General features: G+C 70.7%; 24 protein-coding genes. 13 read left to right on the top strand and 11 right to left on the bottom strand.

Features of this window, described 5'->3' with window-relative positions; genetic code table 11:
* Positions 1-28: 28 nt before the first annotated feature.
* Positions 29-829, bottom strand: a complete 801-nt coding sequence (locus tag ACIBKX_RS20035) for an enoyl-CoA hydratase-related protein (protein ID WP_363271614.1) — start codon at positions 827-829, stop codon at positions 29-31.
* A 50-nt stretch (positions 830-879) separates the two neighbouring features.
* Between ACIBKX_RS20035 and ACIBKX_RS20030 the strand changes: the two genes are divergently transcribed.
* Both ACIBKX_RS20030 and ACIBKX_RS20025 read left to right on the top strand, forming a co-directional pair.
* On the top strand, positions 880-1,161 hold the full coding sequence (locus ACIBKX_RS20030) for a hypothetical protein (RefSeq protein ID WP_363271613.1): 282 nt from the start codon (positions 880-882) through the stop codon (positions 1,159-1,161).
* Positions 1,149-1,316 carry a DUF3117 domain-containing protein gene (locus ACIBKX_RS20025; protein WP_003966491.1) on the top strand — a complete coding sequence of 56 codons (168 nt, stop codon included), beginning with the start codon at positions 1,149-1,151 and terminating at the stop codon, positions 1,314-1,316. Before ACIBKX_RS20030 ends, ACIBKX_RS20025 begins: the two co-directional genes overlap by 13 nt.
* Before the next feature lie 88 nt (positions 1,317-1,404).
* On the opposite strand, the gene ACIBKX_RS20020 is transcribed toward ACIBKX_RS20025, so the two are convergent.
* Positions 1,405-2,103, bottom strand: a complete 699-nt coding sequence (locus ACIBKX_RS20020; RefSeq protein ID WP_363271769.1) for an O-methyltransferase — start codon at positions 2,101-2,103, stop codon at positions 1,405-1,407.
* Between the two features lie 153 nt (positions 2,104-2,256).
* Between ACIBKX_RS20020 and sigE the strand changes: the two genes are divergently transcribed.
* From sigE to ACIBKX_RS19995, 5 genes are all read left to right on the top strand, one after another.
* On the top strand, positions 2,257-3,024 hold the full coding sequence (gene sigE / locus ACIBKX_RS20015; RefSeq protein ID WP_363271612.1) for an RNA polymerase sigma factor SigE: 768 nt from the start codon (positions 2,257-2,259) through the stop codon (positions 3,022-3,024).
* Complete coding sequence (locus tag ACIBKX_RS20010) at positions 3,021-4,007, top strand: zf-HC2 domain-containing protein (RefSeq protein ID WP_363271610.1); 987 nt, start codon at positions 3,021-3,023, stop codon at positions 4,005-4,007. Before sigE ends, ACIBKX_RS20010 begins: the two co-directional genes overlap by 4 nt.
* Positions 4,008-4,133: 126 nt before the next feature.
* Positions 4,134-5,942, top strand: coding sequence for a trypsin-like peptidase domain-containing protein (locus tag ACIBKX_RS20005; RefSeq protein WP_363271609.1), 1,809 nt, complete (start codon positions 4,134-4,136; stop codon positions 5,940-5,942).
* An 82-nt stretch (positions 5,943-6,024) separates the two neighbouring features.
* Positions 6,025-6,477 carry a sec-independent translocase gene (locus ACIBKX_RS20000; RefSeq protein ID WP_363271608.1) on the top strand — a complete coding sequence of 151 codons (453 nt, stop codon included), beginning with the start codon at positions 6,025-6,027 and terminating at the stop codon, positions 6,475-6,477.
* Positions 6,478-6,640: 163 nt separating this feature from the next.
* A complete protein-coding gene (locus ACIBKX_RS19995) occupies positions 6,641-7,309 on the top strand; it encodes a hypothetical protein (protein ID WP_363271607.1) in 669 nt (222 codons plus the stop codon).
* Between the two features lie 87 nt (positions 7,310-7,396).
* Here ACIBKX_RS19995 and ACIBKX_RS19990 read toward each other — a convergent pair whose 3' ends face one another.
* Genes ACIBKX_RS19990 through ACIBKX_RS19980 form a run of 3 tightly spaced genes read right to left on the bottom strand, consistent with a single transcriptional unit; the run spans position 7,397 to position 10,411 of the window.
* The gene (locus tag ACIBKX_RS19990) at positions 7,397-8,530 is read right to left on the bottom strand and encodes an Mrp/NBP35 family ATP-binding protein (RefSeq protein WP_363271606.1); all 1,134 of its coding nucleotides are present in this window, start codon (positions 8,528-8,530) and stop codon (positions 7,397-7,399) included.
* 44 nt (positions 8,531-8,574) lie between these two features.
* On the bottom strand, positions 8,575-9,150 hold the full coding sequence (locus ACIBKX_RS19985; RefSeq protein WP_363271605.1) for a DUF1003 domain-containing protein: 576 nt from the start codon (positions 9,148-9,150) through the stop codon (positions 8,575-8,577).
* Positions 9,137-10,411: a magnesium transporter MgtE N-terminal domain-containing protein gene (locus tag ACIBKX_RS19980; protein WP_363271604.1), complete on the bottom strand. Its 1,275-nt coding sequence runs from the start codon at positions 10,409-10,411 to the stop codon at positions 9,137-9,139. Before ACIBKX_RS19980 ends, ACIBKX_RS19985 begins: the two co-directional genes overlap by 14 nt.
* A 199-nt stretch (positions 10,412-10,610) precedes the next feature.
* On the opposite strand from ACIBKX_RS19980, the gene ACIBKX_RS19975 reads away from it, so the two are divergent.
* On the top strand, positions 10,611-11,384 hold the full coding sequence (locus tag ACIBKX_RS19975; protein WP_363271603.1) for a hypothetical protein: 774 nt from the start codon (positions 10,611-10,613) through the stop codon (positions 11,382-11,384).
* Between the two features lie 76 nt (positions 11,385-11,460).
* Here the strand turns inward: ACIBKX_RS19975 and ACIBKX_RS19970 are convergent, their stop codons facing one another.
* Positions 11,461-11,970, bottom strand: coding sequence for a hypothetical protein (locus ACIBKX_RS19970; protein ID WP_363271602.1), 510 nt, complete (start codon positions 11,968-11,970; stop codon positions 11,461-11,463).
* Between the two features lie 34 nt (positions 11,971-12,004).
* The gene (locus ACIBKX_RS19965) at positions 12,005-13,120 is read right to left on the bottom strand and encodes a magnesium and cobalt transport protein CorA (protein ID WP_363271601.1); all 1,116 of its coding nucleotides are present in this window, start codon (positions 13,118-13,120) and stop codon (positions 12,005-12,007) included.
* A 514-nt stretch (positions 13,121-13,634) separates the two neighbouring features.
* Here ACIBKX_RS19965 and ACIBKX_RS19960 point away from each other — a divergent pair.
* Complete coding sequence (locus ACIBKX_RS19960; RefSeq protein WP_363271600.1) at positions 13,635-14,219, top strand: suppressor of fused domain protein; 585 nt, start codon at positions 13,635-13,637, stop codon at positions 14,217-14,219.
* Positions 14,220-14,237: 18 nt separating this feature from the next.
* Here ACIBKX_RS19960 and ACIBKX_RS19955 read toward each other — a convergent pair whose 3' ends face one another.
* Positions 14,238-15,491: an MFS transporter gene (locus ACIBKX_RS19955; RefSeq protein ID WP_363271599.1), complete on the bottom strand. Its 1,254-nt coding sequence runs from the start codon at positions 15,489-15,491 to the stop codon at positions 14,238-14,240.
* Between the two features lie 173 nt (positions 15,492-15,664).
* On the opposite strand from ACIBKX_RS19955, the gene ACIBKX_RS19950 reads away from it, so the two are divergent.
* The 3 genes from ACIBKX_RS19950 to ACIBKX_RS19940 all read left to right on the top strand — a co-directional run bounded on the left by ACIBKX_RS19950 (position 15,665) and on the right by ACIBKX_RS19940 (position 18,024).
* The gene (locus ACIBKX_RS19950) at positions 15,665-16,306 is read left to right on the top strand and encodes a DUF6758 family protein (protein WP_363271768.1); all 642 of its coding nucleotides are present in this window, start codon (positions 15,665-15,667) and stop codon (positions 16,304-16,306) included.
* Positions 16,307-16,466: 160 nt separating this feature from the next.
* Positions 16,467-17,333, top strand: coding sequence for a PHP domain-containing protein (locus ACIBKX_RS19945; protein WP_363271598.1), 867 nt, complete (start codon positions 16,467-16,469; stop codon positions 17,331-17,333).
* Between the two features lie 85 nt (positions 17,334-17,418).
* A complete protein-coding gene (locus ACIBKX_RS19940; RefSeq protein WP_363271597.1) occupies positions 17,419-18,024 on the top strand; it encodes a MarC family protein in 606 nt (201 codons plus the stop codon).
* Between the two features lie 72 nt (positions 18,025-18,096).
* On the opposite strand, the gene ACIBKX_RS19935 is transcribed toward ACIBKX_RS19940, so the two are convergent.
* Positions 18,097-18,249: a hypothetical protein gene (locus ACIBKX_RS19935; RefSeq protein WP_363271596.1), complete on the bottom strand. Its 153-nt coding sequence runs from the start codon at positions 18,247-18,249 to the stop codon at positions 18,097-18,099.
* 213 nt (positions 18,250-18,462) lie between these two features.
* On the opposite strand from ACIBKX_RS19935, the gene ACIBKX_RS19930 reads away from it, so the two are divergent.
* Entirely contained in the window at positions 18,463-19,356 is an 894-nt protein-coding gene (locus ACIBKX_RS19930; protein ID WP_363271595.1) for an NYN domain-containing protein, read from the top strand.
* Between the two features lie 36 nt (positions 19,357-19,392).
* Here ACIBKX_RS19930 and ACIBKX_RS19925 read toward each other — a convergent pair whose 3' ends face one another.
* Together ACIBKX_RS19925 and ACIBKX_RS19920 are read right to left on the bottom strand one after the other, a co-directional pair.
* On the bottom strand, positions 19,393-20,088 hold the full coding sequence (locus ACIBKX_RS19925; protein ID WP_363271594.1) for an ester cyclase: 696 nt from the start codon (positions 20,086-20,088) through the stop codon (positions 19,393-19,395).
* Between the two features lie 70 nt (positions 20,089-20,158).
* Positions 20,159-21,025, bottom strand: a complete 867-nt coding sequence (locus ACIBKX_RS19920; RefSeq protein WP_363271593.1) for an alpha/beta hydrolase — start codon at positions 21,023-21,025, stop codon at positions 20,159-20,161.
* Positions 21,026-21,105 lie beyond the last annotated feature (80 nt).

Here is a 21,105-nt window from a genome sequence, read left to right as displayed (position 1 = left end):
GCGTCGTCTGTCCGGTGTCGACTGTCGGCTATCGGCCCAGATACTTCGGCTTCGCCTTGTCCAGAAAGGCCTGCACGGCGATCATGTGGTCCTCGGACGCGCCCGCCTTCGTCTGGAGTTCGTCCTCCTTCTCCAGGGACTCCTCCAGGGTGTGCGCGGCCGCGTAGGCGAGCGACTCCTTGATCGCGCCGTAGGCCAGCGTCGGCCCCTCGGCCAGGGTGCGGGCCAGCTGCTCGGCCTCGGCCGCGAGATCGTCCGCGGGTACGACCTTGTTGACGATCCCCAGGTCGTACGCCTCCTGCGCGCTGATGTTGCGCGGGAAGAGCAGCAGGTCGGCGGCGCGGCCGGGACCGATCAGGCGCTGCAGCGTCCAGGAGACCCCCGAGTCGGCGGTCAGCGCGACCCCGGCGAAGGAGGTGTTGAAGCGGGCGGTGTCCGCGACGATCCGGTAGTCCGCGGCGAGCGCGAAGCCGAGCCCCGCGCCGGCCGCGACGCCGTTCACGCCCGCGACGACCGGCTTGGCCATCCCGGTGAGCGCCCGAAGGATCGGGTTGTAGTGCTCGCGCACCGTGCTCATCGTCTGCCCGGAGCCCGACTCGCGGTCGGCCATCAGCAGACCCACGTGCTCCTTCAGGTCCTGCCCGACGCAGAAGGCGCGCCCGGTCGCGGTGAGCAGCACGGCGCGGACCGCCGGGTCCGCCTCGGCCGATCGCGCCGCCTCCCGCAGGGCGACCTTGGCCTCGGTGTTCATCGCGTTCATCGCCTCGGGGCGGTTCAGCGTGATCGTCGCGAGTCCGTCGCTCACCTCGTAGAGCACGGTGTCGGCCATGTGAATCCCCTCCGGTGGTCCTGCCCTAGCCATCTCTGTCCGAGCCCAGCATGACGGAGATCATCAGTCTCCGGCATGAGGGGAGATATGTGACCTGCGTCAAAGAATTCCGTGCCATGGAAGGCTATGAGGCGGCGAAGTATCGCAGCCACATCGCCGAATTGAGTGGTTTTGCGGATGCGCGTTGCGCAAGCGATGCAGACCGATGTTGGTCATCGGGTCCCGCCATGCGGGATAATGGCCTGGAAGCAATGTGTTCGATGCCGGTGACACCTGGGTTGTCGGCTGCGATGAGCTGGTTTCAGGAAGGGGAACGAGCATGGCGGCCATGAAGCCGCGGACGGGCGACGGCCCGCTCGAGGTGACCAAGGAGGGGCGGGGCATCGTCATGCGCGTTCCGCTCGAAGGCGGCGGACGACTTGTCGTCGAACTGACTCCGGACGAGGCCGACGCACTCGGCGACGCCCTGAAGAAGGTCGTCGGCTGACGCGGAAGCGCGCCCATACTTTTTCACTGCCCCGGCATCGTAACGATGCCGGGGCAGTGGTGTTTTTCCGGGCCCCGGAGCGGGATCGCTACCGTTTCACGGCGCAGAGCAGCCCGTCGCCCACCGGCAGCAGCGACGACAGCAGGTCCTGGCTCTCGCGGACCGCGCGGAGCAGCTCGCGGATGCGCAGCACGTCGGCCGGCTGCGGTCCGGAGTCCACGGTGCGGCCGTCCGCGAAGGTGCCCTCGAAGCAGACGAGGCCGCCCGGACGCAGCAGGCGCAACGATTCAGCGAGGTAGTCCAGGTACTCCGTGCGGTCGCCGTCGCAGAAGACGAGGTCGTAGCCCCCGTCCGCGAGGCGGGGCAGTACGTCCAGGGCGCGGCCGGGGATGAACCGCGCGCGGTTGCCGGCGAAACCCGCGGCGCGGAAGGCCTGCCGGGCGAACTGCTGGCGCTCGGGCTCGGGGTCGACCGTGGTCAGCACTCCGTCCGGCCGCATTCCGTGCAGGAGATGGATTCCGGACACGCCCGTGCCCGTCCCGATCTCGGCCACCGCCTTGGCGTCCGCGGTGGCGGCGAGCATCCGCAGCGCGGCGCCGGTACCGGGCGACACCGAGGGCAGCCCCGCTTCCCGGGCCCGGTCGCGGGCCCAGCGCAGAGCTTCGTCCTCGGCGACAAAGGCGTCGGCGAACGCCCAGCTCGTCTGCCGGTTGCCGGTAATGGCCCTCTCCTGTCCCCGTGGATGCCTGGCCGTGACTGTATCCGTTGGGGGCGGGAACCCGCAGATGGGACCGGGCGTTTAGTAGGGGTGGGAGGACAGCGGGGGTAACGAATGGATCAAGACTGGATGCGAGCGCTTCGACCAGGTGGGACACCCGGCAGGAAGCCCGTACCAAATTCCAGTAAAAACGCTTATCCGGAGCTAACGGGCGAGGTGGTTATGGTAGGGGCTCCACTGGACACCACCAGAGCCGACAGGGGAGGTGCGGCTGCGTCTGCGGACCGGAGGGGAGCGCTGAGGCGCTTTCTCGGGTTGGCGGGTGAGCCGAAATCCGTGACCGACACCGCTGACCGATCCCACGCAGCCCACTCCGCTCAGACCGCGACCTTTGCCGCTGAAGCGGAATCGCAGGCGTGGACTCCGCCCACCTGGGAGGAGATCGTCAGCACGCACAGCGGCCGGGTCTATCGCCTCGCGTACCGACTGACCGGCAATCAGCACGACGCCGAGGACCTCACGCAAGAGGTCTTCGTCCGTGTCTTCCGGTCCCTTTCCACGTACACGCCCGGCACCTTCGAGGGTTGGCTGCACCGCATCACGACGAACCTGTTCCTGGACATGGTCCGCCGCAAGCAGCGCATCCGCTTCGACGCCCTCGGGGACGACGCGGCGGAGCGGCTGCCCAGCCGCGAGCCCTCGCCCCAGCAGGTCTTCAACGACACGCACTTCGACGCGGACGTGCAGCAGGCCCTGGACACCCTGGCGCCCGAGTTCCGCGCCGCCGTGGTGCTCTGCGACATCGAAGGCCTTTCGTACGAGGAGATCGCCGCGACCCTGGGCGTCAAGCTGGGTACGGTCCGCAGCCGTATCCACCGCGGCCGTTCCCAGCTGCGCAAGGCCCTCCAGCACCGGTCGCCCGAGGCCCGCGCCGAGCGCCGCTCGCTTGCCGGAGCCGTGGCGCTGGGGGGAGGGGGCGCGACCGCGTGAGTGGATCACGGTCGAATCCTGCCGAACGGCGTATCGCCGAGGCCGAGCAGCATCTGGGGGACCGACTCGCCGCCCTGGTGGACGGCGAGTTGGGCCATGACGCGCGTGAGCGGGTTCTCGCTCATCTCGCGACCTGTCCGAAGTGCAAGACCGAGGCCGACGCCCAGCGGCGGCTGAAGAGTGTCTTCGCCGAGGTGGCGCCGCCGCCTCCTTCCGAGAGTTTCCTCGCCCGCCTCCAGGGTCTGCCCGGTGGCGGCAGCGAGCCGCCCGGCGGTCCCCGTTCGCCGGGCGGCGGCTTCGCGACCGCCGACTCCGAGTCCGGGCTGCCCCCGACCGGCGTCTTCGGCGTGAAGGGCGAGAGCTTCGGCTATGTGCCCTCGGGCGCCCATGCCGCGGTGCTGCCCGGCGAGGGGCGCGGTTTCCGCCTCCATGACCTGGGGCGGCACGACGTGGGCCGGCCGGACGCCGAGCGGTCGCTGTGGCGCGGGCGGCGGTTCGCGTTCGCCGCGGCGGGCGCGGTGTCACTGGCCGCGATAGCGCTGGGCGGTGTCACGACGGGCATCCCCGCCGATCCGGGCGACTCCCGCGCGGGCGGCTCGGGAAGCAGCAGCAACAGCAACGCGTCACCGGTGCGCTCGCAGGGCTCGGGTGCCAGCACGGCCCCGGACTCCTCGCGGCGGCGCGGCAGCGGTCCGCTCTCCGCGCAGGGGCAGCGGCCGGGTGTCCTCGCGGCGCCGGTCGCGCCGACGGAGGTCACGGGTCCGCTGCTGCCGGGCGGAGCCGGGCAGGGCCCCCGGGTGCAGGAGCCCGTGCAGTCCGCGGCGGCGCCGCTCGTCGCCGGTGCGGCGGTCATGTCCCCGCTCATACGGCCGGTGACCCCGGTCCCGCTGGGCGTCACTCCCGTACCGGGAGCGGATCCCAGGCGGACCGCCGCCTCCTCGCCGATCGAGGGCACACTGCAGGGCACTTCGCAGATCCGCTGACGTGCCCTGCGCTTCGGCGGGAGAACCTGATTGAATCCTGGGTGGACCGTGTCCGCCCAGGATTTTTGGCGGTCGCGGAGTTGAGTACGTAATCGGCGCCCGCCGTAGGCCAGTTGTGGGGAGAGCATGGACGAGGGCAAGCCCACGAAGGCGAAGTGGTGGAGCCGGCCCCGGTCGGCGTCGGCGCCTGTGCCCGACGGCTCCGGCGAGGAGATATCCACCGCACCGGCGGCGGACCCGGACTCGGGTGACTTCACCCTGGCGGCGGCGACCCCACCGGACACGACGGCGACGGCGACGGCGGCCGAGTCCCAGGCGACTCCGGCGCAGGCGTCTCCCGCCCAGCAGCCCCCCGCCCAGCCCGCTCCAGAGCAGCCCGCAGCCGTGCAGTCAGAGCAGCCCACAGCCGTACAGCCAGAGCAGCCCGCAGCCGTTCAGGACGCGCCCGCCCCGGAGCGCTCCGAGCGCCCCCGCCCGCTGCACGACCCGGACCCGTACGGCACGCCGCCCTACGGAGAGCCCGGCCCCTGGGCCCCCGCCCCGCCCGTGCAGCACCCCGCGACGACCCCGGCCCACGGCACCCAGCTCCCGGCGGCCCCCGCGGGCGCGACCCCGCCCCACGGAACCCCGCCCCACGGCACCGCGCACCAAACGCCCCCGCAAGCCGTCATCCCGCAGCCGCAGCCGCAGCCGCAGCCGCAGCCGCAGCCGATGCAGCCCCAGCCGCACCCCCAAGCAGCCGCAGCCCCGCCCCGTCAGCCGTACGACCCCTGGAACGCGCCCCTGCAGCAGAGCGGCGCCGTCCCCGTCGACCCGGTGAAGAAGCGGAAGCGGGCCAACAGGACGCTGCTCGTCTTCGTCCTCGTCATCACCCTCGTCTCCGGCGGCATCGGCGGAGCCATCGGCGCCTACCTGGAGCGCAACGGCGGCACGGAGGTCGAGCTGCCGCAGGCCGACGCGGAGGCGAAGGGCCGCGCCAAGGACAGCGTCGCCGGTATCGCGGCGAGCTCGCTGCCCGGCGTCGTCACCCTGCACGTCACGGGCGACTCGGCGGCCGGCACCGGAACCGGCTTCGTGCTCGACGACAAGGGCCACATCCTCACCAACAACCACGTGGTCGAGCCCGCCGGCACCGGCGGCGAGATAACGGTGACGTTCAGCGGCGGCGAGACCGCCGACGCGGAGGTCATCGGCCGCGACTCCGGCTACGACCTGGCCGTGGTCAAGGTCTCCGGCGTACGCGGACTCAAGCCGCTGCCCCTCGGCAACTCGGAGAACGTGCAGGTGGGCGACCCCGTCGTCGCCATCGGCGCGCCCTTCGACCTCGCCAACACCGTCACCTCCGGCATCATCAGCGCCAAGGAGCGCCCGATCACCGCGGGCGGCGAGAAGGGCGACGGCAGCGACGTCAGCTATGTCGACGCCCTGCAGACGGACGCGCCGATCAACCCGGGCAACTCCGGAGGCCCCCTGGTCGACTCCCAGGGCCGCGTCATCGGCATCAACAGCGCCATCCGCTCCGCCGACGACAGCTCGGCCCCCGGCGGCGGCCAGGCCGGCTCCATCGGGCTCGGCTTCGCCATCCCCATCAACCAGGGCAAGCGCGTCGCCGAGGAACTGATCAACACCGGCAAGGCCACGCACCCTGTGATTGGCGTCACGCTCGACATGGAGTTCACCGGCGACGGCGCCCGCGTCGGCGCCAAGGGGAAGAACGGCGGCCCGGCGGTGAACAAGGGCGGTCCCGGCGACCGTGCCGGAATCGAACCCGGCGATGTCATCACCGAAGTGGACGGCCAGCGCATTCACTCGGGCGACGAGCTCATCGTCAAGATTCGCGCGCACCGGCCGAAGGACAGCCTGGAACTGACCGTCCAGCGGAACGGAAAAGACCGGAAAGTGACCCTCGTGCTCGGCTCGGCGGGCGGCAGCTGATCCCTGCCGGACGCCCGGCGGCTACCGGAGGGACAGGATCGCCGGGTACCGTGGACCCGGTCCGGATGGCAAGGAGTTCAAGGTGTTCTCAGACATTGGCCCGCTCGAGGTAGTGGCGCTGATCATCCTCGCCGTGCTCGTCTTCGGCCCGGACAAGCTGCCCAAGCTGATTCAGGACGCCTCGCGCACCATCCGTAAGATCCGGGAATTCTCGGACAGCGCCAAGGCGGATATACGCAGTGAACTCGGCCCGGAATTCAAGGACTTCGAGTTCGAGGACCTGAATCCGAAGACCTTCATCCGCAAGCAGCTCGACAACGACGAGCTGGGCCTGAAGGAAATCCGCAACGGCTTCGACCTCAAGAAGGAGATGGCCGAGGTCACGGACGCCGTGCACGGCCGGGAGAGCGAATCCGACGCGTCCGAGGGCTCCGGCGGCGGCGCCGCGTCCGGCGGTGGCCGGATCGACATGTCGAAGAAGCCCGCGAAGGCCCCGGCCGAAGAGCACCCGCCGTTCGACGCCGACGCCACCTGACCTGGCGCGGAACTCTCCTCGCGACGCCGCGAGAACCACCCGTCCGCCGACCGGTGTCCCAGCTTCCGGAACGGGTGTGGCTATCCTGCCTTGTTGTCCGGCTGAGGACGCCCGAGGGGGGCGGGCCCTGCGGACCGATGAGAACGAGGAGGCGGCCGGGTACATGGAGACGACAAGTCGCGTAGGCGCACAGGCGCCGGCCGCGGACGGTGACGCGCAAGCGGCGCCCTCCGCCCGGCACACGGTCGACGGCTATCTGCAGGCGTCCTTCCCCTGGTACGGCCTGGACGAGGCCTTCACGGGGCCGCGCTGGCTGATGCAGGTCGGCACCGCGGATGGCGTGGTGGCGCACGGCTCCATCGGCCACGGCGACGAGCCTTCGGTGCGCAGCGAGGGCCCGCTCGGGACCAACGACAAGGAGCGCTTCGCGGTCGTGGTGACCGTCGAGGCCAACCCGGTGCGGCGCAGCGCGGACGGCACGGGCCTCCTGGAGGCGACCTCGGTGTCGTCCGCGGCCTGGCTCGCGGGCGTGGGGCTGCTCGCGGTCACCTGGCCGGGCCAGATGGACCACAACCTGCGCAACGACTGGCTGGACCAGCAGACCGAGACGGCCTGGGTGCTCGCCGACGATCTGCAGGGCGCCGACTGGTCGACGCTCTCGCTGCCGGTGGACGGGGTGCCGACCTCGTTCCACTACCGCGAGTCCGAGTTCGGCTGGGTGCTCGCCGGGTCCACCGACGAGGGCGTCCACCTGGGCGCCTACGGCCGCGGCATGAGCGCGTACGGCCTGGGCTTCTCGGTGGTCAAGAACATCGCCGAGTACGGCGGCTGACGGCTTCCGGATACGCCGATGGGGGCGCCGCTCATTACGAGCGGCGCCCCCATCGGCGTACGAGGAGGAGGCCCTTTGCGAGGAGCCTCAGAACTTGTTGCGCGGTGTGATGCCGAGCGTCATGCCCGCGAGGCCGCGCTGACGGCCGCCCAGCTTGCCCGCGATGGCGCGCAGGGCCGAGCCCGCCGGGGAGTCCGGGTCGGTGATGACGACCGGCTTGCCCTCGTCGCCGCCCTCGCGCAGCCGGACGTCGATCGGGATGGAGCCGAGGACCGGGACGGTGGCGCCGGTGGTCTTCGTGAGGCCCTCGGCGACCTTCTGGCCGCCGCCGGTGCCGAAGACGTCGACCATCTCGTCGCAGTGCGGGCAGGGCAGGCCCGACATGTTCTCGACGACGCCGACGATCTTCTGGTGGGTCTGTACGGCGATGGAGCCGGCCCGCTCGGCGACCTCGGCCGCGGCCTGCTGGGGCGTCGTCACGACGAGGATCTCGGCGTTCGGGACCAGCTGGGCCACGGAGATCGCGATGTCGCCCGTGCCCGGCGGCAGGTCGAGCAGCAGGACGTCCAGGTCGCCCCAGAAGACGTCCGCGAGGAACTGCTGGAGCGCGCGGTGCAGCATCGGTCCGCGCCACACCACCGGCGCGTTGCCCGGCGTGAACATGCCGATGGAGATGACCTTCACGCCGTTCGCGGACGGCGGCATGATCATGTTCTCGACCTGGGTGGGCTTGCCGTCGGCGCCCAGCATGCGGGGCACGGAGTGGCCGTAGATGTCCGCGTCCACGACGCCGACCTTCAGGCCGTCCGCCGCCATCGCCGCCGCCAGGTTCACCGTCACCGAGGACTTGCCGACGCCGCCCTTGCCGGACGCGACGGCGTAGACACGGGTCAGCGAGCCGGGCTTGGCGAAGGGCACCTCGCGCTCGGCGGTGCCGCCGCGCAGCGCCGCCGCGAGCTCCTTGCGCTGCTCGTCGCTCATCACGTCGAGCGTGACGTCGACGCGCGTGACGCCGTCCACGCGCGCGACCGCGTCCGTCACGTTCTTCGTGATCGTCTCGCGCATCGGGCAGCCGGAGACCGTGAGGTAGACCGTGACGGCCACGGCGCCGTCCGCGCCGATCTCCACCGATTTGACCATCCCCAACTCGGTGATGGGTCGCTGGATCTCGGGGTCGTTCACTGTCGCCAGTGCTTCGCGCACCGCGTCTTCCGTAGCCATAGAACCGATAGTACGGCGCGGTAACGGTGGGTCGGAAAGCCCCGTCAGCGGTCGCCTACATCACGTCCGCCGCGCTCCTCCGACGGGAATACGACGCGGTTCGCCGTCCGGTGCTCCTCCAGCTCCTTGACCAGGTCCTGGAGCTCGGAGCGGATCCAGTCGCGGGTGGCGACCTCGCCGAGGCCCATCCGCAGCGAGGCGATCTCGCGGCTCAGATATTCGGTGTCCGCGATGGACCGCTCGTTCTGCTTGCGGTCCTGTTCCAGGTTGACCCGGTCGCGGTCGTCCTGCCGGTTCTGCGCGAGGAGGATCAGCGGGGCGGCGTACGAGGCCTGCAGGGACAGCGCGAGCGTCAGGAACAGGAACGGGAAGGGGTCGAAGCGCCACGCGTCCGGCGCCGTCACGTTCCAGACGACCCAGACGGTGATGGTGACCGTCATCCAGACGATGAACCGCCCCGTGCCGAGGAACCGCGCGATCCGCTCGGAGAGCCGCCCGAACTCCTCCGGGTCGTACTCCGGCAGCAGCTTGCGGCGCGGCGGCCGCGGCTGGTCGAGCCGGAAGCGGGGCGCGGGGCGCGGCTCGGCGCGCGGGTCGCGCTCGCGGTCAGCCGGCGGCACCGGGCGCCTCTTCCTGGTGGAACTCGGTCTCGCGCCAGTCGTCCGGGAGCATGTGGTCGAGCACGTCGTCGACCGTGACCGCCCCGAGCAGCGAGCCGCCCTCGTCGACGACGGGGGCCGCCACCATGTCGTACGTCGCGAAGAACCCGGCGACCTGCGGCAGCGCCGTCTCCGGGGCGAGCGTCTGCAGGTCGTCGTCGAGGATCGAGCTGACCAGCGTGTACGGCGGATCGCGGAGCAGCCGCTGGAAGTGCACGGTGCCCAGGTACTTGCCGGTCGGCGTCTCGTCCGGCGGCCGGCAGACGTACACCTGCGCGGCGAGCGCGGGGGAGAGGTCCTGCTGGCGCACCCGTGCCAGGGCGTCCGCGACGGTGGCGTCGGGCCGGAGCACGATCGGCTCGGTCGTCATCAGACCGCCGGCGGTGCGCTCCTCGTACGCCATCAGACGCCGCACGTCCGCCGCGTCGTCCGGCTGCATCAGGGTGAGCAGCCGCTCCTTGTCGTCCTCCGGGAGCTCGGCGAGCAGGTCGGCGGCGTCGTCGGGGTCCATGGCCTCCAGGACGTCCGCGGCGCGCTCCTCCTTCAGCTTCCCGAGGATCTCGATCTGGTCGTCCTCGGGCAGCTCTTCGAGTACGTCGGCGAGCCGGTCGTCGTCGAGCGCTGCCGCCACCTCGGCCCGCCGTTTCGCCGACAGGTGGTGGAGCACATTGGCGAGGTCGGCGGGGCGCAGCTGCTCGAAGGTGGCGAGCAGGCTCTCGGCGCCCTGGCCGTGCTCCTCCAGGGAGAATCCGTCGACGGCGGACCACTCGACGGTGAGCGTCTCCCCCTTGCGCCGGAAGGTGCCCCCTTTCCCCTTCCGTACGAAGACCTTGTCGATCTCCCAGTCGCGGCGGGCCGGCAGCTGCTGCACCGATACGTCGAGGACGGTCACCTCCTCGCCCGTCTCGACCAGCTTGACCCGGCGGTCCAGCATCTCGCCGAGCACGAGGCGCTCGGTGGGCCGCTGTTCGAAGCGCCGCACGTTCAGTACGCCGGTCGTGATGACCTGGCCCGACTCGATGCCCGTCACGCGGGTCATCGGCAGGAAGATGCGGCGCCGTGTGGACAGCTCGACGACCAGGCCGAGCAGCCGGGGCGGCCTGCGGCTGACCCGGAGCATGGCGACGAGGTCGCGCACCCGGCCCACCTGGTCGCCGTTCGGGTCGAAGACGGCGGTGCCGGAGAGGTGCGAGACGAAGATCCGGGAGGGGCTTGCGGCCATCACGCGCGCCTCCTTCGCCGCAGAGAATTGTGTCGTTCTGTCCGGTAATGCGGGCTTCAGGCTAGCCCGTCCCGGTCGGATCCGCCCTGGTGGGGCGTCCGGCGGGACTGGCGCCGAAGCGAGTGGTCAGCACGGGTACGCTGCCGTACTGCCGAAGCCGTAGCCGTAGCCGTCGTCCCCACGAGAGGCAGTGCCACCTGTGACTGCGATTCCCCTGGCCCGCCGCACCCGCAGGGCGACCGTCGTGAGCGCGCTGTGCGCGGGTCTGGTCGTGGGGGTCACCGGTCTCACCGGGTGCAGCAGCGAGGAGGACCCGGACGCGGGCACCAACGGCGTCGGCAAGCTCTCCGCGAAGAAGATCCAGAGCAAGTCCCTCGCGGCGGCCGACGCGGCGGACGCCGTGCGGCTCTCGGGCACGCTGGTCAGCAAGGGCCACACGTACAAGCTCGACATGCGGCTCAAGGGCGAGGGCGGCGAGGGCTCGGTCACCTCCAAGGGCGATACGTTCAAGCTGCTGCGGGTCGGCAAGGAGCTGTACCTGATGGCGGACTCCGCCTTCTGGACGCACGCGAACGCCAAGGACGGCGAGAAGCCCGGCAAGGCGGACGACGAGGCCGCGGCGAAGCTCGACGGCAAGTACGTGAAGGTGCCCGAGGAGGACGCCTCCTACAAGCAGCTGAGCGGCTTCACGGACAAGGACGTACTCCTGTCGGGCATGCTCACGCTGCACGGCGAGCTGGAGACGGGCGAGCGCGGCAGGACCGGCGGCATCCCCAGCATCAAGCTCACCGGCGACCAGGGCGCGGGCGGCACCCTGGACGTCTCCCTGGAGGGCAGGCCCTACCCCCTGCGCCTCCAGCGCGCGGGTGACGCGGGCTCCCTCCGCCTCACCGACTGGGGCAAGGACTTCACGCTGGAGGAGCCGCGGAAGGACGAGATGGTGGACTACGGGGAGCAGCTGCCTACGAAGTAGGCGCGCGGGCCGGCGCCCCGTAGGGCGCGGGGAACTGCGCGCCCAGCCACGAGTCACCCGCGGACGAATACTCCGCTTACCGCTTCTTCCGCCTGAAAAGCAGCCGAGGCAACGCATCCGGCACCGGCTGCCGGGTGGTCGCGGAGGTCGGCAGGGGCGGCGCCGCCAGCGACCCGTCCGGCAGCTCCGTGACCGCGTCCTTCGGGGCGAGCCGAACCACCCTGCACTCGGCAGCCCAGCGCTCCGTCATCCGCTCCGCGTCCGGCGCGTTCAGCCGCTTGCCCTTGAGCTCCCCGACGGCCGCCTCCCACTCCTCGGAACGCGGCGCAAGCTCGGTCACGGACGCAGTCCAGGCAATGACACGGCCGCCCTTGTCCTTGCTGCGCACGGTCACCTCGGCGGTGGAGCCGTCGGCGAGACCCGGCAGCGGTTGCTCGCCGGGCCCGTCGCCGACCAGGCAGGCCGCGCCCTCGTGCCAGACGTGCCACAGGGCGCGGGCAGCAGGTCCGTCGCCGCGCACCCAGATCAGCCCCGACTTCTTGGTGGCCTCCTCGACGAGGGCCCGGGCGAGCAGCGTTTCTGTCATGCGCGCAGCCTACCGAGTGGGGTGCCGCGGGGAATCAGAGCCAGCCGTTGCGCTTGAGGGTGCGGTGGATGGCGAAGCAGATGCCGCCGATGAGGGCGAGCACCATCGGGTAGCCGTACCGCCAGCGCAGCTCCGGCATGTGGTCGAAGTTCATGCCGTAGACCCCGCAGACCGCCGTCGGGACGGCGATGATCGCCGCCCAGGAGGTGATCTTGCGCATGTCCTCGTTCTGCGCGACCGCGGCCTGCGCGAGGTTGGCCTGGAGGATCGAGTTGAGCAGTTCGTCGAAGCCGACGACCTGCTCCTGGACGCGCGCCAGGTGGTCGGCGACGTCACGGAAGTACTTCTGGATGTCCGGGTCGACAAGACGCATCGGCCGCTCGCTCAGGAGCTGCATGGGGCGAAGCAGCGGGGACACGGCCCGCTTGAACTCGAGCACCTCGCGCTTGAGCTGGTAGATCCGCCCGGCGTCGACGCCGCGCGCGGTCCCCTTGCCCTTGCTGGGTGCGGAGAACACCTCGGTCTCCACGTCGTCGATGTCGTCCTGCATCGCGTCGGCCACCGCGAGATAGCCGTCGACGACATGGTCGGCGATGGTGTGCAGCACGGCCGAGGGGCCCTTGGCGAGCAGCTCGGGCTCCTCCTGGAGCCGCCGCCGCAGCGCCCGCAGCGAGCCGTGCCCTCCGTGCCGCACGGTGATGAAGAAGTCCCGGCCGGTGAAGCACATCACCTCGCCGGTCTCCACGACCTCGCTGGTCGCGGTCAGTTCGGTGTGCTCGACGTAGTGGATCGTCTTGAAGACGGTGAAGAGCGTGTCGTCGTAACGCTCCAGCTTGGGCCGCTGGTGCGCGTGCACCGCGTCCTCGACGGCCAGCGGGTGCAGCCCGAACTCGGCGGCGATACCGGCGAATTCGGCCTCGGTCGGCTCGTGCAGGCCGATCCAGGCGAAGCCGCCGTCGCGGCGCACCTGGAGCATCGCCTCGTGCGGGGTCAGAGTGTCGTCGCACGCCGCGCGTCGGCCGTCGCGGTAGACCGCGCAGTCGACTACGGCGGACGCGGCCTCGCGGGTCGCGTCGTACGAGATGTAGGTGTTGCCGTCCTTGCGGGGCGCGGGACGGACGGCGGCACGCAGGTCGCGGATCATCGACATGGGCAGGCTCCTTTGACGGAGGCCGCCGGCGACGGTTGGAACTGCCCGGAATGGGGACGTCCTGCTGAGGATGTTCGGCACGTCCACAAAGCGGGGAGCACCGCACCGTCGCGGTGGCAGCTTCGCTACTGACTCAGACCGGAGAACTCGGGGAGATCAAGCTCGGAGAGATCAAACTCAGCGAGATCAGGTGGAAACGAAGTGCTCTTCCGTCGCACGCGGCACGAGGAGTACCCACGCACAGTGGCAGCTACAGGGCTGCGTGAGGTGTCAGACGGAAGAACGGGTGGTACTGCACGGTCGACTTCGGTCCATTGCAGCCCCACCTCCTCCGGCCGGTCCCCCGTAGGGGAAGTCCCTGGCGCGTAAGCGCGCGAAGTCATCTGCCCGGGCTGGAGAGCACGCTCTGCGTGCTGCCCGGAACCAGCTGCCAACACTATCAGCCGACTGAAGTGTCAAACCCCCGCCTTTACCCATCACTGACGACTTCTATGCCGAGTTCTATGCTCGCGTCATGGCTGATGTTCTTGCTCTGGTGGAGGCCCGTCTCCGTACTGGCCTCGGCGAACCCGACGCGCGCGCCGCGGTGACCTTCCTCGGCACCGACCGGGTGGAAGTGCTGCGCTTCACAGACGGGGACGTGGTCAGATACGCCACGCTCGGCATGTCGGCCCAGCCGATGACCGACCCCACCGCCGCCCTGGCCGATCCGGTCAAGGGCCCTCGCGCGGAACTGGTGTTGTCGGTACGAGGAGGCCTCGCCGACACCGACAAGGTGCTCCGCCCGCTCGCCGTCCTTGCGGCCTCCCCGCAGGTCGAGGGCCTGATCGTGGCCCCCGGTGCCTCGCTCGACGTGGGCGAACCGCTGTGGCCCGGCGCGCAGTTCACGTCCGTACTGGTCGCGGAGCCCGGCGGCCTGGTGGAGGACCTCGACCTCGACGAGCCGATGGACCCCGTACGTTTCCTGCCGCTGCTGCCGATGACGCCGAACGAGGCCGCGTGGAAGCGGGTGCACGGCGCGGGAGCCCTCCAGGAGCGGTGGCTGAACAGCGGAACGGACCTGCGCGATCCGTTGCGCAGGTCCGTTTCCCTGGACTGAAGTTCCTTGCCGGGGGCTTCAGTTGGCGAAGACGGCGACGCCGTCCTCCGTCGCGTGCTTCGGCTCCAGCTCCTCGGCCTCGTGCGTGAGGGCGCTGCGGCGGACCCACACCACGACCGCGCCGAGCACCGCCGTGACGGCCGCGACCACGAACGGGACGTGGATGTTGCTCCACTCCTCGATCTTCGGCGCGAAGAACGGCGCGGCGGCCGCGGCGAACCACCGGACGAAGTTGTACCCGGCGCTCGCCACTGGGCGCGGCGCGTCGGAGACCCCGAGCGCCAGCTCGGTGTAGACGGTGTTGTTCACGCCGATGAAGGCGCCGGACAGGATCGTGCAGACGACGGCGGTGGTGTGGTTGCCGTACCCGAGGACCAGCACGTCCACCGCGAGCAGGACCAGCGAACCGCCGAGCACCTTCAGCGAGCCGAGCCGTGCCTGTAGGCGCGGGGCGACGAGCACCGAGAACACCGCGAGCAGCAGACCCCAGGCGAAGAAGATCGCGCCCGACTTGTACGGCGTCATGTTCAGCACGAACGGCGTGAAGGCCAGGACCGTGAAGAACGTGTAGTTGTAGAAGAACGCGGAGGCCGCAGCCGAGGCGAGCCCGCCGTGGCCGAGCGCCTTGATCGGGGCGAGCAGCGACGTCTTCTGGGCGGGCTTCGGCTGCTCCTTCAGGAACGCCGAGATGCAGAGGAAGCCGACGGCCATCAGCGCGGCGGTGCCGAAGAACGGGTAGCGCCAGCTCGCGTTGCCGAGCACCGCGCCGAGCAGCGGCCCGCACGCCATGCCGAGGCCGAGCGCCGACTCGTACAGCAGGATCGCCGCGGCGCTGCCGCCGGCCGCCGCGCCGACGATGACGGCGAGCGCGGTCGACACGAAGAGGGCGTTGCCGAGGCCCCAGCCGGCCCGGAACCCGACGAGTTCGCCGACCGATCCGGAGGTTCCGGCGAGCCCCGCGAAGACCACGACGAGGGCGAGGCCGAGGAGCAGGGTCTTCTTGCCGCCGATCCGGCTGGAGACGAACCCGGTCACCAGCATCGCGACGGCGGTGATCAGGAAGTACGAGGTGAACAGGAGCGAGACCTGGCTGGCGCTCGCGTCCAGGCCCTTGGCGATGGAGGGGAGGATCGGGTCGACGAGCCCGATGCCCATGAAGGCGACGACGGACGCGCCGGCCGTGGCCCAGACCGCCTTCGGCTGCCGGAGGAGGCTGGTCGCGCCCTCGTCGAACGGATCCCCTTCGGCGGGGCCTCCTGTGCTGCTGTTCATGCCTGCTCCTTCATGGCTGCCGGCGGGATCGTTGACGTATACACATATTAGTTAGCAAGGCTAAAAGATGCAAGCTACATCTAATTTCCCCTGGTCGCGGGGGGTACGCCACCGACTCCGGACGGGTGATCAGTCCTTGACGCGGCGACGACCGGGGAGGACCGTTGAGCACCATGAGGGGCGAACCCAGTTGCCCGAAGTGTGGTGGCCGGGTCAGGGCTCCCGGTCTCTTTGCCGACTCCTGGCAGTGTGATGTGCACGGGACCGTGCATCCGCTGCAGCCTGTGATCCCGCCCAGCGTCGAGGCCCTCCAAGTGGTGGTGCACCGTGCGCAGGTGCCCGTGTGGATGCCGTGGCCGCTGCCGGTGGGCTGGCTGTTCACGGGCGTGGCCTGTGCCGGCGACGACAGGAGCGGCGGCCGTGCGACCGCCGTGGCCTGTTCGGGCCCGGCCCCGCTCGGCGGCATCGGCGAGCTGATCCTGGTCGCCGAGGAGCTGGGCGTCGGGCTCGGCGCGCGGTACGCGGGCATCGACGGACCGGACCCCGGCCCCTATCTGAACGTCGAGAAGCCCCCGCAGGCCAAGGTCCTCGCGGCGGGCCGGCCGACCCCCATGTGGCATGTGGCGGGCACGCCGGACGACCGCGCGGTCTTCGCGGGCGAGGCGCGCGGCCTGTGGCTGTGGGCGATCGCCTGGCCGGAGCAGTCGGGCCTCTTGATGTACGACGAGCTGGTCCTGACGGATCTGCGGGACGCGGGGGCAGAGGTGGACCTGCTGCCGTGCGGGGCGCTCTCGCCGCGGCTGCTGATGCCGTGACGGTTCCCTCCGGAGGCCTGTCGGGGGAGTGAGCGGTGCCTCTTCCGCGGCGGCCGGGGGAGTGAGCGGCGCCTCTCCCGTGGCGGCCGGGGGAGCGATTGATTCCCGTTATCCTTGAGCGTCCCCCTCGTCCGCCCCGTCAGAGCCTGGAGTCCGCGTCGTGCGCATCGATCTGCACACCCACTCCACCGCATCCGACGGCACGGACACCCCGGCCGAGCTGGTGCGGGGCGCCGCCGCTGCCGGGCTCGACGTCGTCGCGCTGACCGACCACGACACGACCCGGGGGTACGGAGAGGCCATCACCGCCCTCCCGGCCGGGCTGACCCTGGTCACCGGCGCCGAACTCTCCTGCCGGCTCGACGGCGTGGGCCTGCACATGCTCGCCTACCTCTTCGACCCCGAAGAGCCGGAGCTGGCCCGCGAGCGCGAGCTGGTGCGCGACGACCGCGTGCCGCGCGCCAAGACGATGGTCGGCAAGCTCCAGGAGCTGGGCGTCCCCGTCACCTGGGAACAGGTCGCGCGGATCGCGGGCGACGGCTCCGTCGGCCGCCCGCACATCGCCGAGGCCCTGGTCGAGCTGGGCGTCGTACGCAGCGTCTCGGACGCCTTCACGCCCGACTGGCTCGCCGACGGCGGCCGCGCCTACGCCGAGAAGCACGAGCTGGACCCCTTCGACGCGATCCGCCTGGTCAAGGCGGCCGGCGGCGTCACCGTCTTCGCGCACCCGGCCGCCGTCAAGCGCGGCCAGGTCGTCCCCGAGGCCGCGATAGCGGAACTCGCCGCGGCCGGTCTCGACGGCGTCGAGACGGACCACATGGACCACGACGCGGCCACCCGCGCCCGGCTGCGCGGACTCGCCGCGGACCTCGGTCTGCTGGTCACCGGGTCGAGCGACTACCACGGCAGCCGCAAGACGTGCGTGCTCGGTGAGTTCACCACCGACCCCGAGATCTACGGGGAGATCACGCGCAGGGCCACCGGGGCGTTCCCGGTTCCGGGCGCCGGCGGACCTGCGACCGCGTAGCCCGCGCGCCCCCCACCCTCACTTCCCCTCATCGCCGCTGCCCTTCCGCGCGGCGTTCTCGCACCACTCTCTGCAAGGCATCACTGTGTTCGACGTCGCCGTCTTCGGATCCCTTTTTCTCACCCTTTTTGTGATCATGGACCCCCCTGGGATCACCCCGATCTTCCTCGGACTCACCTCCGGCCGCCCGGCCAAGGTGCAGAAGAGGATGGCCTTCCAGGCCGTCTGCGTCGCCTTCGGCGTCATCGCGGTCTTCGGGCTCCTGGGCCACCAGATCCTCGACTATCTGCATGTCTCCGTCCCCGCGCTGATGATCGCGGGCGGGCTGCTGCTCCTGCTCATCGCGCTCGACCTGCTCACCGGCAAGACCGACGAGCCGAAGCAGACCAAGGACGTCAACGTCGCCCTCGTACCGCTCGGCATGCCGCTCCTCGCCGGGCCCGGCGCGATCGTCTCCGTCATCCTGGCCGTGCAGAACGCCGACAGTGTCGGCACGCAGATCTCCGTATGGACGGCGATCGTGGCGATGCACGTCGTGCTGTGGCTGGTGATGCGCTACTCGCTGCTGATCATCCGCGTCATCAAGGACGGCGGCGTCGTCCTCGTGACGCGGCTCGCGGGCATGATGCTCTCCGCGATCGCCGTGCAGCAGATCATCAACGGCGTGACCCAGGTGATCCAGGGGAGCTAGCCGCCGCCCCGCCCCCGGGCATGCGAAGGGCCCCCGTACGACATGTGCGTACGGGGGCCCTCGACGTCTGCGTTACGAGGCCGGGGAGTCGGCCGGGCGGATGTAGATGCGCTGGCCGATCGCTGCGGCCTGCTGCACGATCCGATTGACGGAGGCGGCGTCTACGACGGTACGGTCCACGGCGATGCCGTCGACGTCGTCGAGTCGCATGATTTCGAAGCGCACAGGGCTTCTCCCTTCGTCTGGTCATCCTCCTGAAGGAGAACTACTGGAGTGATAGCGGAGCGCGGGGCAACGGTGTCCCGCGTTCCATACGGGTACAACGGGTTGCTCCCAGCAAACATTCCCTACGCTAAAGAAATTTTTCGACAGCCTAATTACTCACGGGTAGCGAGAGCGGTTGTGTTCGCAGCGTGACCAGCGGGACAATGTGCGGCAATGGACCACGAGATCGAGATCAGAGCCCAGCTGGAGCGCGCCAACGGACTGCTCGAGCGGATGCTCGCAGAGGTGGCGAAGACCCCGTCCACGCACGCGATCTTCGTCGACGCCGGGTATGTGTACGCGGCGGCGGGCAGGCTCGCGGTCGGCACGGAGGACCGGCGCGCCTTCGACCTGGACGCGGAGGGTTTGATCGAGGCGTTCATCGACAAGGCGCGGACGATCTTCGCGGACAGCCGGCTGCTGCGCGTCTACTGGTACGACGGTGCGCGGCGCCGCATCCACACGATGGAGCAGCAGTCGATCGCCGAGCTGCCGGACGTGAAGGTCCGCCTCGGCAACCTCAACGCGAACAATCAGCAGAAGGGCGTCGACTCCCTGATCCGCACGGACCTGGAGTCACTGGCCCGGCACCGCGCGATCAGCGACGCGGCGCTGGTCGGCGGCGACGAGGACCTGGTCTCGGCGGTGGAGGCGGCGCAGGGGTACGGGGCGCGGGTCCATCTGTGGGGCATCGAGGCGCCCGACGGCAGCAACCAGGCGGAGCCGCTGCTGTGGGAGGTCGACAGCCAGCGCACGTTCGACCTCGAGTTCTTCAAGCCGTACGTGTCACGGCGCACGGCCACGTCGTACGAGACGTCGACGACGCCCCGGCCCTCGCGCGACGACGTGCGGTTCGTGGGCGCGCAGATCGCCGCGAAGTGGCTGGCCGCGCGGGGGCGCGAGGCGCTGGTGGACCTGCTGCCCGGCCACCCCTATCTGCCCGGCTCGGTCGACCAGGAGCTGCTGGTGGAGGCGGAGAAGCTGCTCGCGTACTCGCTGCGGGGGCAGTCGGATCTGCGGCGGGCGTTGCGGGACGGCTTCTGGGAGCATCTGCGGACGCAGTACTGACCGCGGTGCCGACAGGGCTCGGCTCGGGGTGCGGGGTCAGGCCTCGACGACGCCCAGCTGCTGCATGAGGCCGAGGTCGTCCACGTTCCACCAGCTCTCCGCGAGCTTGCCGCCCGCGCAGCGGAAGGTGGCGTGACCGGTGCCGGCGACATCCCGGCCGGTCGCCTCCAGGCCCTGGTACGCGGCGACGTGGCGGCCCTTGAACGAGAACCGCGCGCACACCAGATCGCCGTCGGCCAGCAGGCTCTCCACGGTGACCGCCGGGTGGAAGCCCTCCATGATCTCCCGGTCCGCGATCTTGGTCTCCGCCAGGCTCATGTCGTAGGAGGGCTGTGAGGGGTCGTGCTCCCGGTAGTCGGCGGTGCACATCCCGTCCAGCGCGTCGATGTTGCCGTTGTTGACCACTTCCTCGAAGAAGTCGCTCACCGCGCTCTTGTTGAGCTGCTCGTCGCGCAGCACGTCGAGATCGGTGAAGGACGGCGCCTCGTCGCAGAGCGCGACCATCTCCCGGAAGATCCGGTCCGTCTCCGGCAGGCTCGAGTTCTTCATCGCCTCCTCGTAGGAGGGAAACTCCACGATCTCCACCACGTGGCTGGAGTCGGAGCGGTCCTTGGCCATGATCGAGTGGGTGGCCGTCCGCTTGCCCCGGGTGGCCTCCACCCAGGTGTCCATCAGCTTGTTCATGGCATCGAGTTGGTGTGTCTTGCACTCGATGACCTGGACGAATGTCATGACGCCCGCCTCCTGTGCTGAGGTCTTAAGGGGGGCAACTTCAGCCTAGGCCTGTGGTGCGCCCCTGTCCTCACGGTCCCGGTCGGCGGTCGCCGCCCCGCTCCCAGAAGGCGAGGAGGGCGGCGGCGGTCTCCGCCGGGCGGTCGGTGTTGGGGGAGTGCTCGGCGCCGGTGACGACGGTGCGGTGGGCGCCCAGGCGCTGCGCCATCTCGTCCAGCCAGGGGACGAGCCAGGTGTCGTCGCGCTCGCCCGAGATGACGTGCACGGGCAGCGGGAGCGCGGCCAGTTCGGCGACGCGGTCGGGCTCGACGCGCAGCTGGTTGCCGGTGGCGATGAGCTGGGCGGGACTGTGCCCCAGCCAGCGATTGCGGAGCGCCTCGCCGTCCAGGGCCGTCTCCTCCGGCGGGTCCTGCGCCTGGATCGCCTCCCATGCCTCCTCCATCGACAGGACGGCGAGCGCGTCGGTCAGCATCTTGGCGCGGGCCTGCTGGGAGGGGGTGATCCGGGCGGGGCCGGACGACATGAGGGTGAGTGAGGCGAAGGTGCCCTCGGGGGCGACGAGGGCGGCGGCGCGGGCGATGTGGCCGCCGAGGGAGTGGCCGAGCAGGTGGATTCCGCGGCCGCCGAGGGCTTCGGCCTGGGCGAGTACGTCCTTGGCCAACTCGGGCTGGGCGTACGGGGATTGGTCGTCGGCGGGACCGGGGCTCTGGTACTGGCCGCGGCCGTCCACGGAGACGGCCCGGTAGCCGCCCGCCGCGAGGGGCGCGAGCAGCGCGATGAAGTCTTCCTTGCTGCCGGTGAAACCGGGGATCAGCAGGACGGTCCCCTTGGCCTCGCCGGCCGGGCGGGCGTCGAGGGCGGCGAAGTCGCCGCGCTCCGTGCGGAGGGGGCGGGCGTCGACGCCGGGGGGCGGGGTGAAGGTGGGCGGCCTGCTCATGGGTCGAGGCTAGCCGTTGCACGGGGCTTGGCGGTGACGGGCGCGGGGGCGTGCTCCTGCCGGAGGGGGCGGTCTGCTCG

It is taken from the genome of Streptomyces sp. NPDC050658, from assembly GCF_044457025.1.
In the GTDB taxonomy this organism is placed as follows: domain Bacteria; phylum Actinomycetota; class Actinomycetes; order Streptomycetales; family Streptomycetaceae; genus Streptomyces.
Note: the sequence above shows the minus strand (reverse complement) of the source record. Positions and strands in the feature narration are given on the sequence as shown.

Coding starts and splice junctions, on each gene's coding strand:
- ACIBKX_RS20035 (WP_363271614.1), bottom strand. CDS start 829: ATGGCCGACACCGTGCTCTACGAGGTGAGCGACGGACTCGCGACGATC.
- ACIBKX_RS20030 (WP_363271613.1), top strand. CDS start 880: ATGACGGAGATCATCAGTCTCCGGCATGAGGGGAGATATGTGACCTGC.
- ACIBKX_RS20025 (WP_003966491.1), top strand. CDS start 1,149: ATGGCGGCCATGAAGCCGCGGACGGGCGACGGCCCGCTCGAGGTGACC.
- sigE (WP_363271612.1), top strand. CDS start 2,257: ATGGTAGGGGCTCCACTGGACACCACCAGAGCCGACAGGGGAGGTGCG.
- ACIBKX_RS20005 (WP_363271609.1), top strand. CDS start 4,134: ATGGACGAGGGCAAGCCCACGAAGGCGAAGTGGTGGAGCCGGCCCCGG.
- ACIBKX_RS19995 (WP_363271607.1), top strand. CDS start 6,641: ATGGAGACGACAAGTCGCGTAGGCGCACAGGCGCCGGCCGCGGACGGT.
- ACIBKX_RS19990 (WP_363271606.1), bottom strand. CDS start 8,530: ATGGCTACGGAAGACGCGGTGCGCGAAGCACTGGCGACAGTGAACGAC.
- ACIBKX_RS19980 (WP_363271604.1), bottom strand. CDS start 10,411: ATGGCCGCAAGCCCCTCCCGGATCTTCGTCTCGCACCTCTCCGGCACC.
- ACIBKX_RS19970 (WP_363271602.1), bottom strand. CDS start 11,970: ATGACAGAAACGCTGCTCGCCCGGGCCCTCGTCGAGGAGGCCACCAAG.
- ACIBKX_RS19965 (WP_363271601.1), bottom strand. CDS start 13,120: ATGTCGATGATCCGCGACCTGCGTGCCGCCGTCCGTCCCGCGCCCCGC.
- ACIBKX_RS19960 (WP_363271600.1), top strand. CDS start 13,635: ATGGCTGATGTTCTTGCTCTGGTGGAGGCCCGTCTCCGTACTGGCCTC.
- ACIBKX_RS19955 (WP_363271599.1), bottom strand. CDS start 15,491: ATGAACAGCAGCACAGGAGGCCCCGCCGAAGGGGATCCGTTCGACGAG.
- ACIBKX_RS19950 (WP_363271768.1), top strand. CDS start 15,665: ATGAGGGGCGAACCCAGTTGCCCGAAGTGTGGTGGCCGGGTCAGGGCT.
- ACIBKX_RS19930 (WP_363271595.1), top strand. CDS start 18,463: ATGGACCACGAGATCGAGATCAGAGCCCAGCTGGAGCGCGCCAACGGA.
- ACIBKX_RS19925 (WP_363271594.1), bottom strand. CDS start 20,088: ATGACATTCGTCCAGGTCATCGAGTGCAAGACACACCAACTCGATGCC.
- ACIBKX_RS19920 (WP_363271593.1), bottom strand. CDS start 21,025: ATGAGCAGGCCGCCCACCTTCACCCCGCCCCCCGGCGTCGACGCCCGC.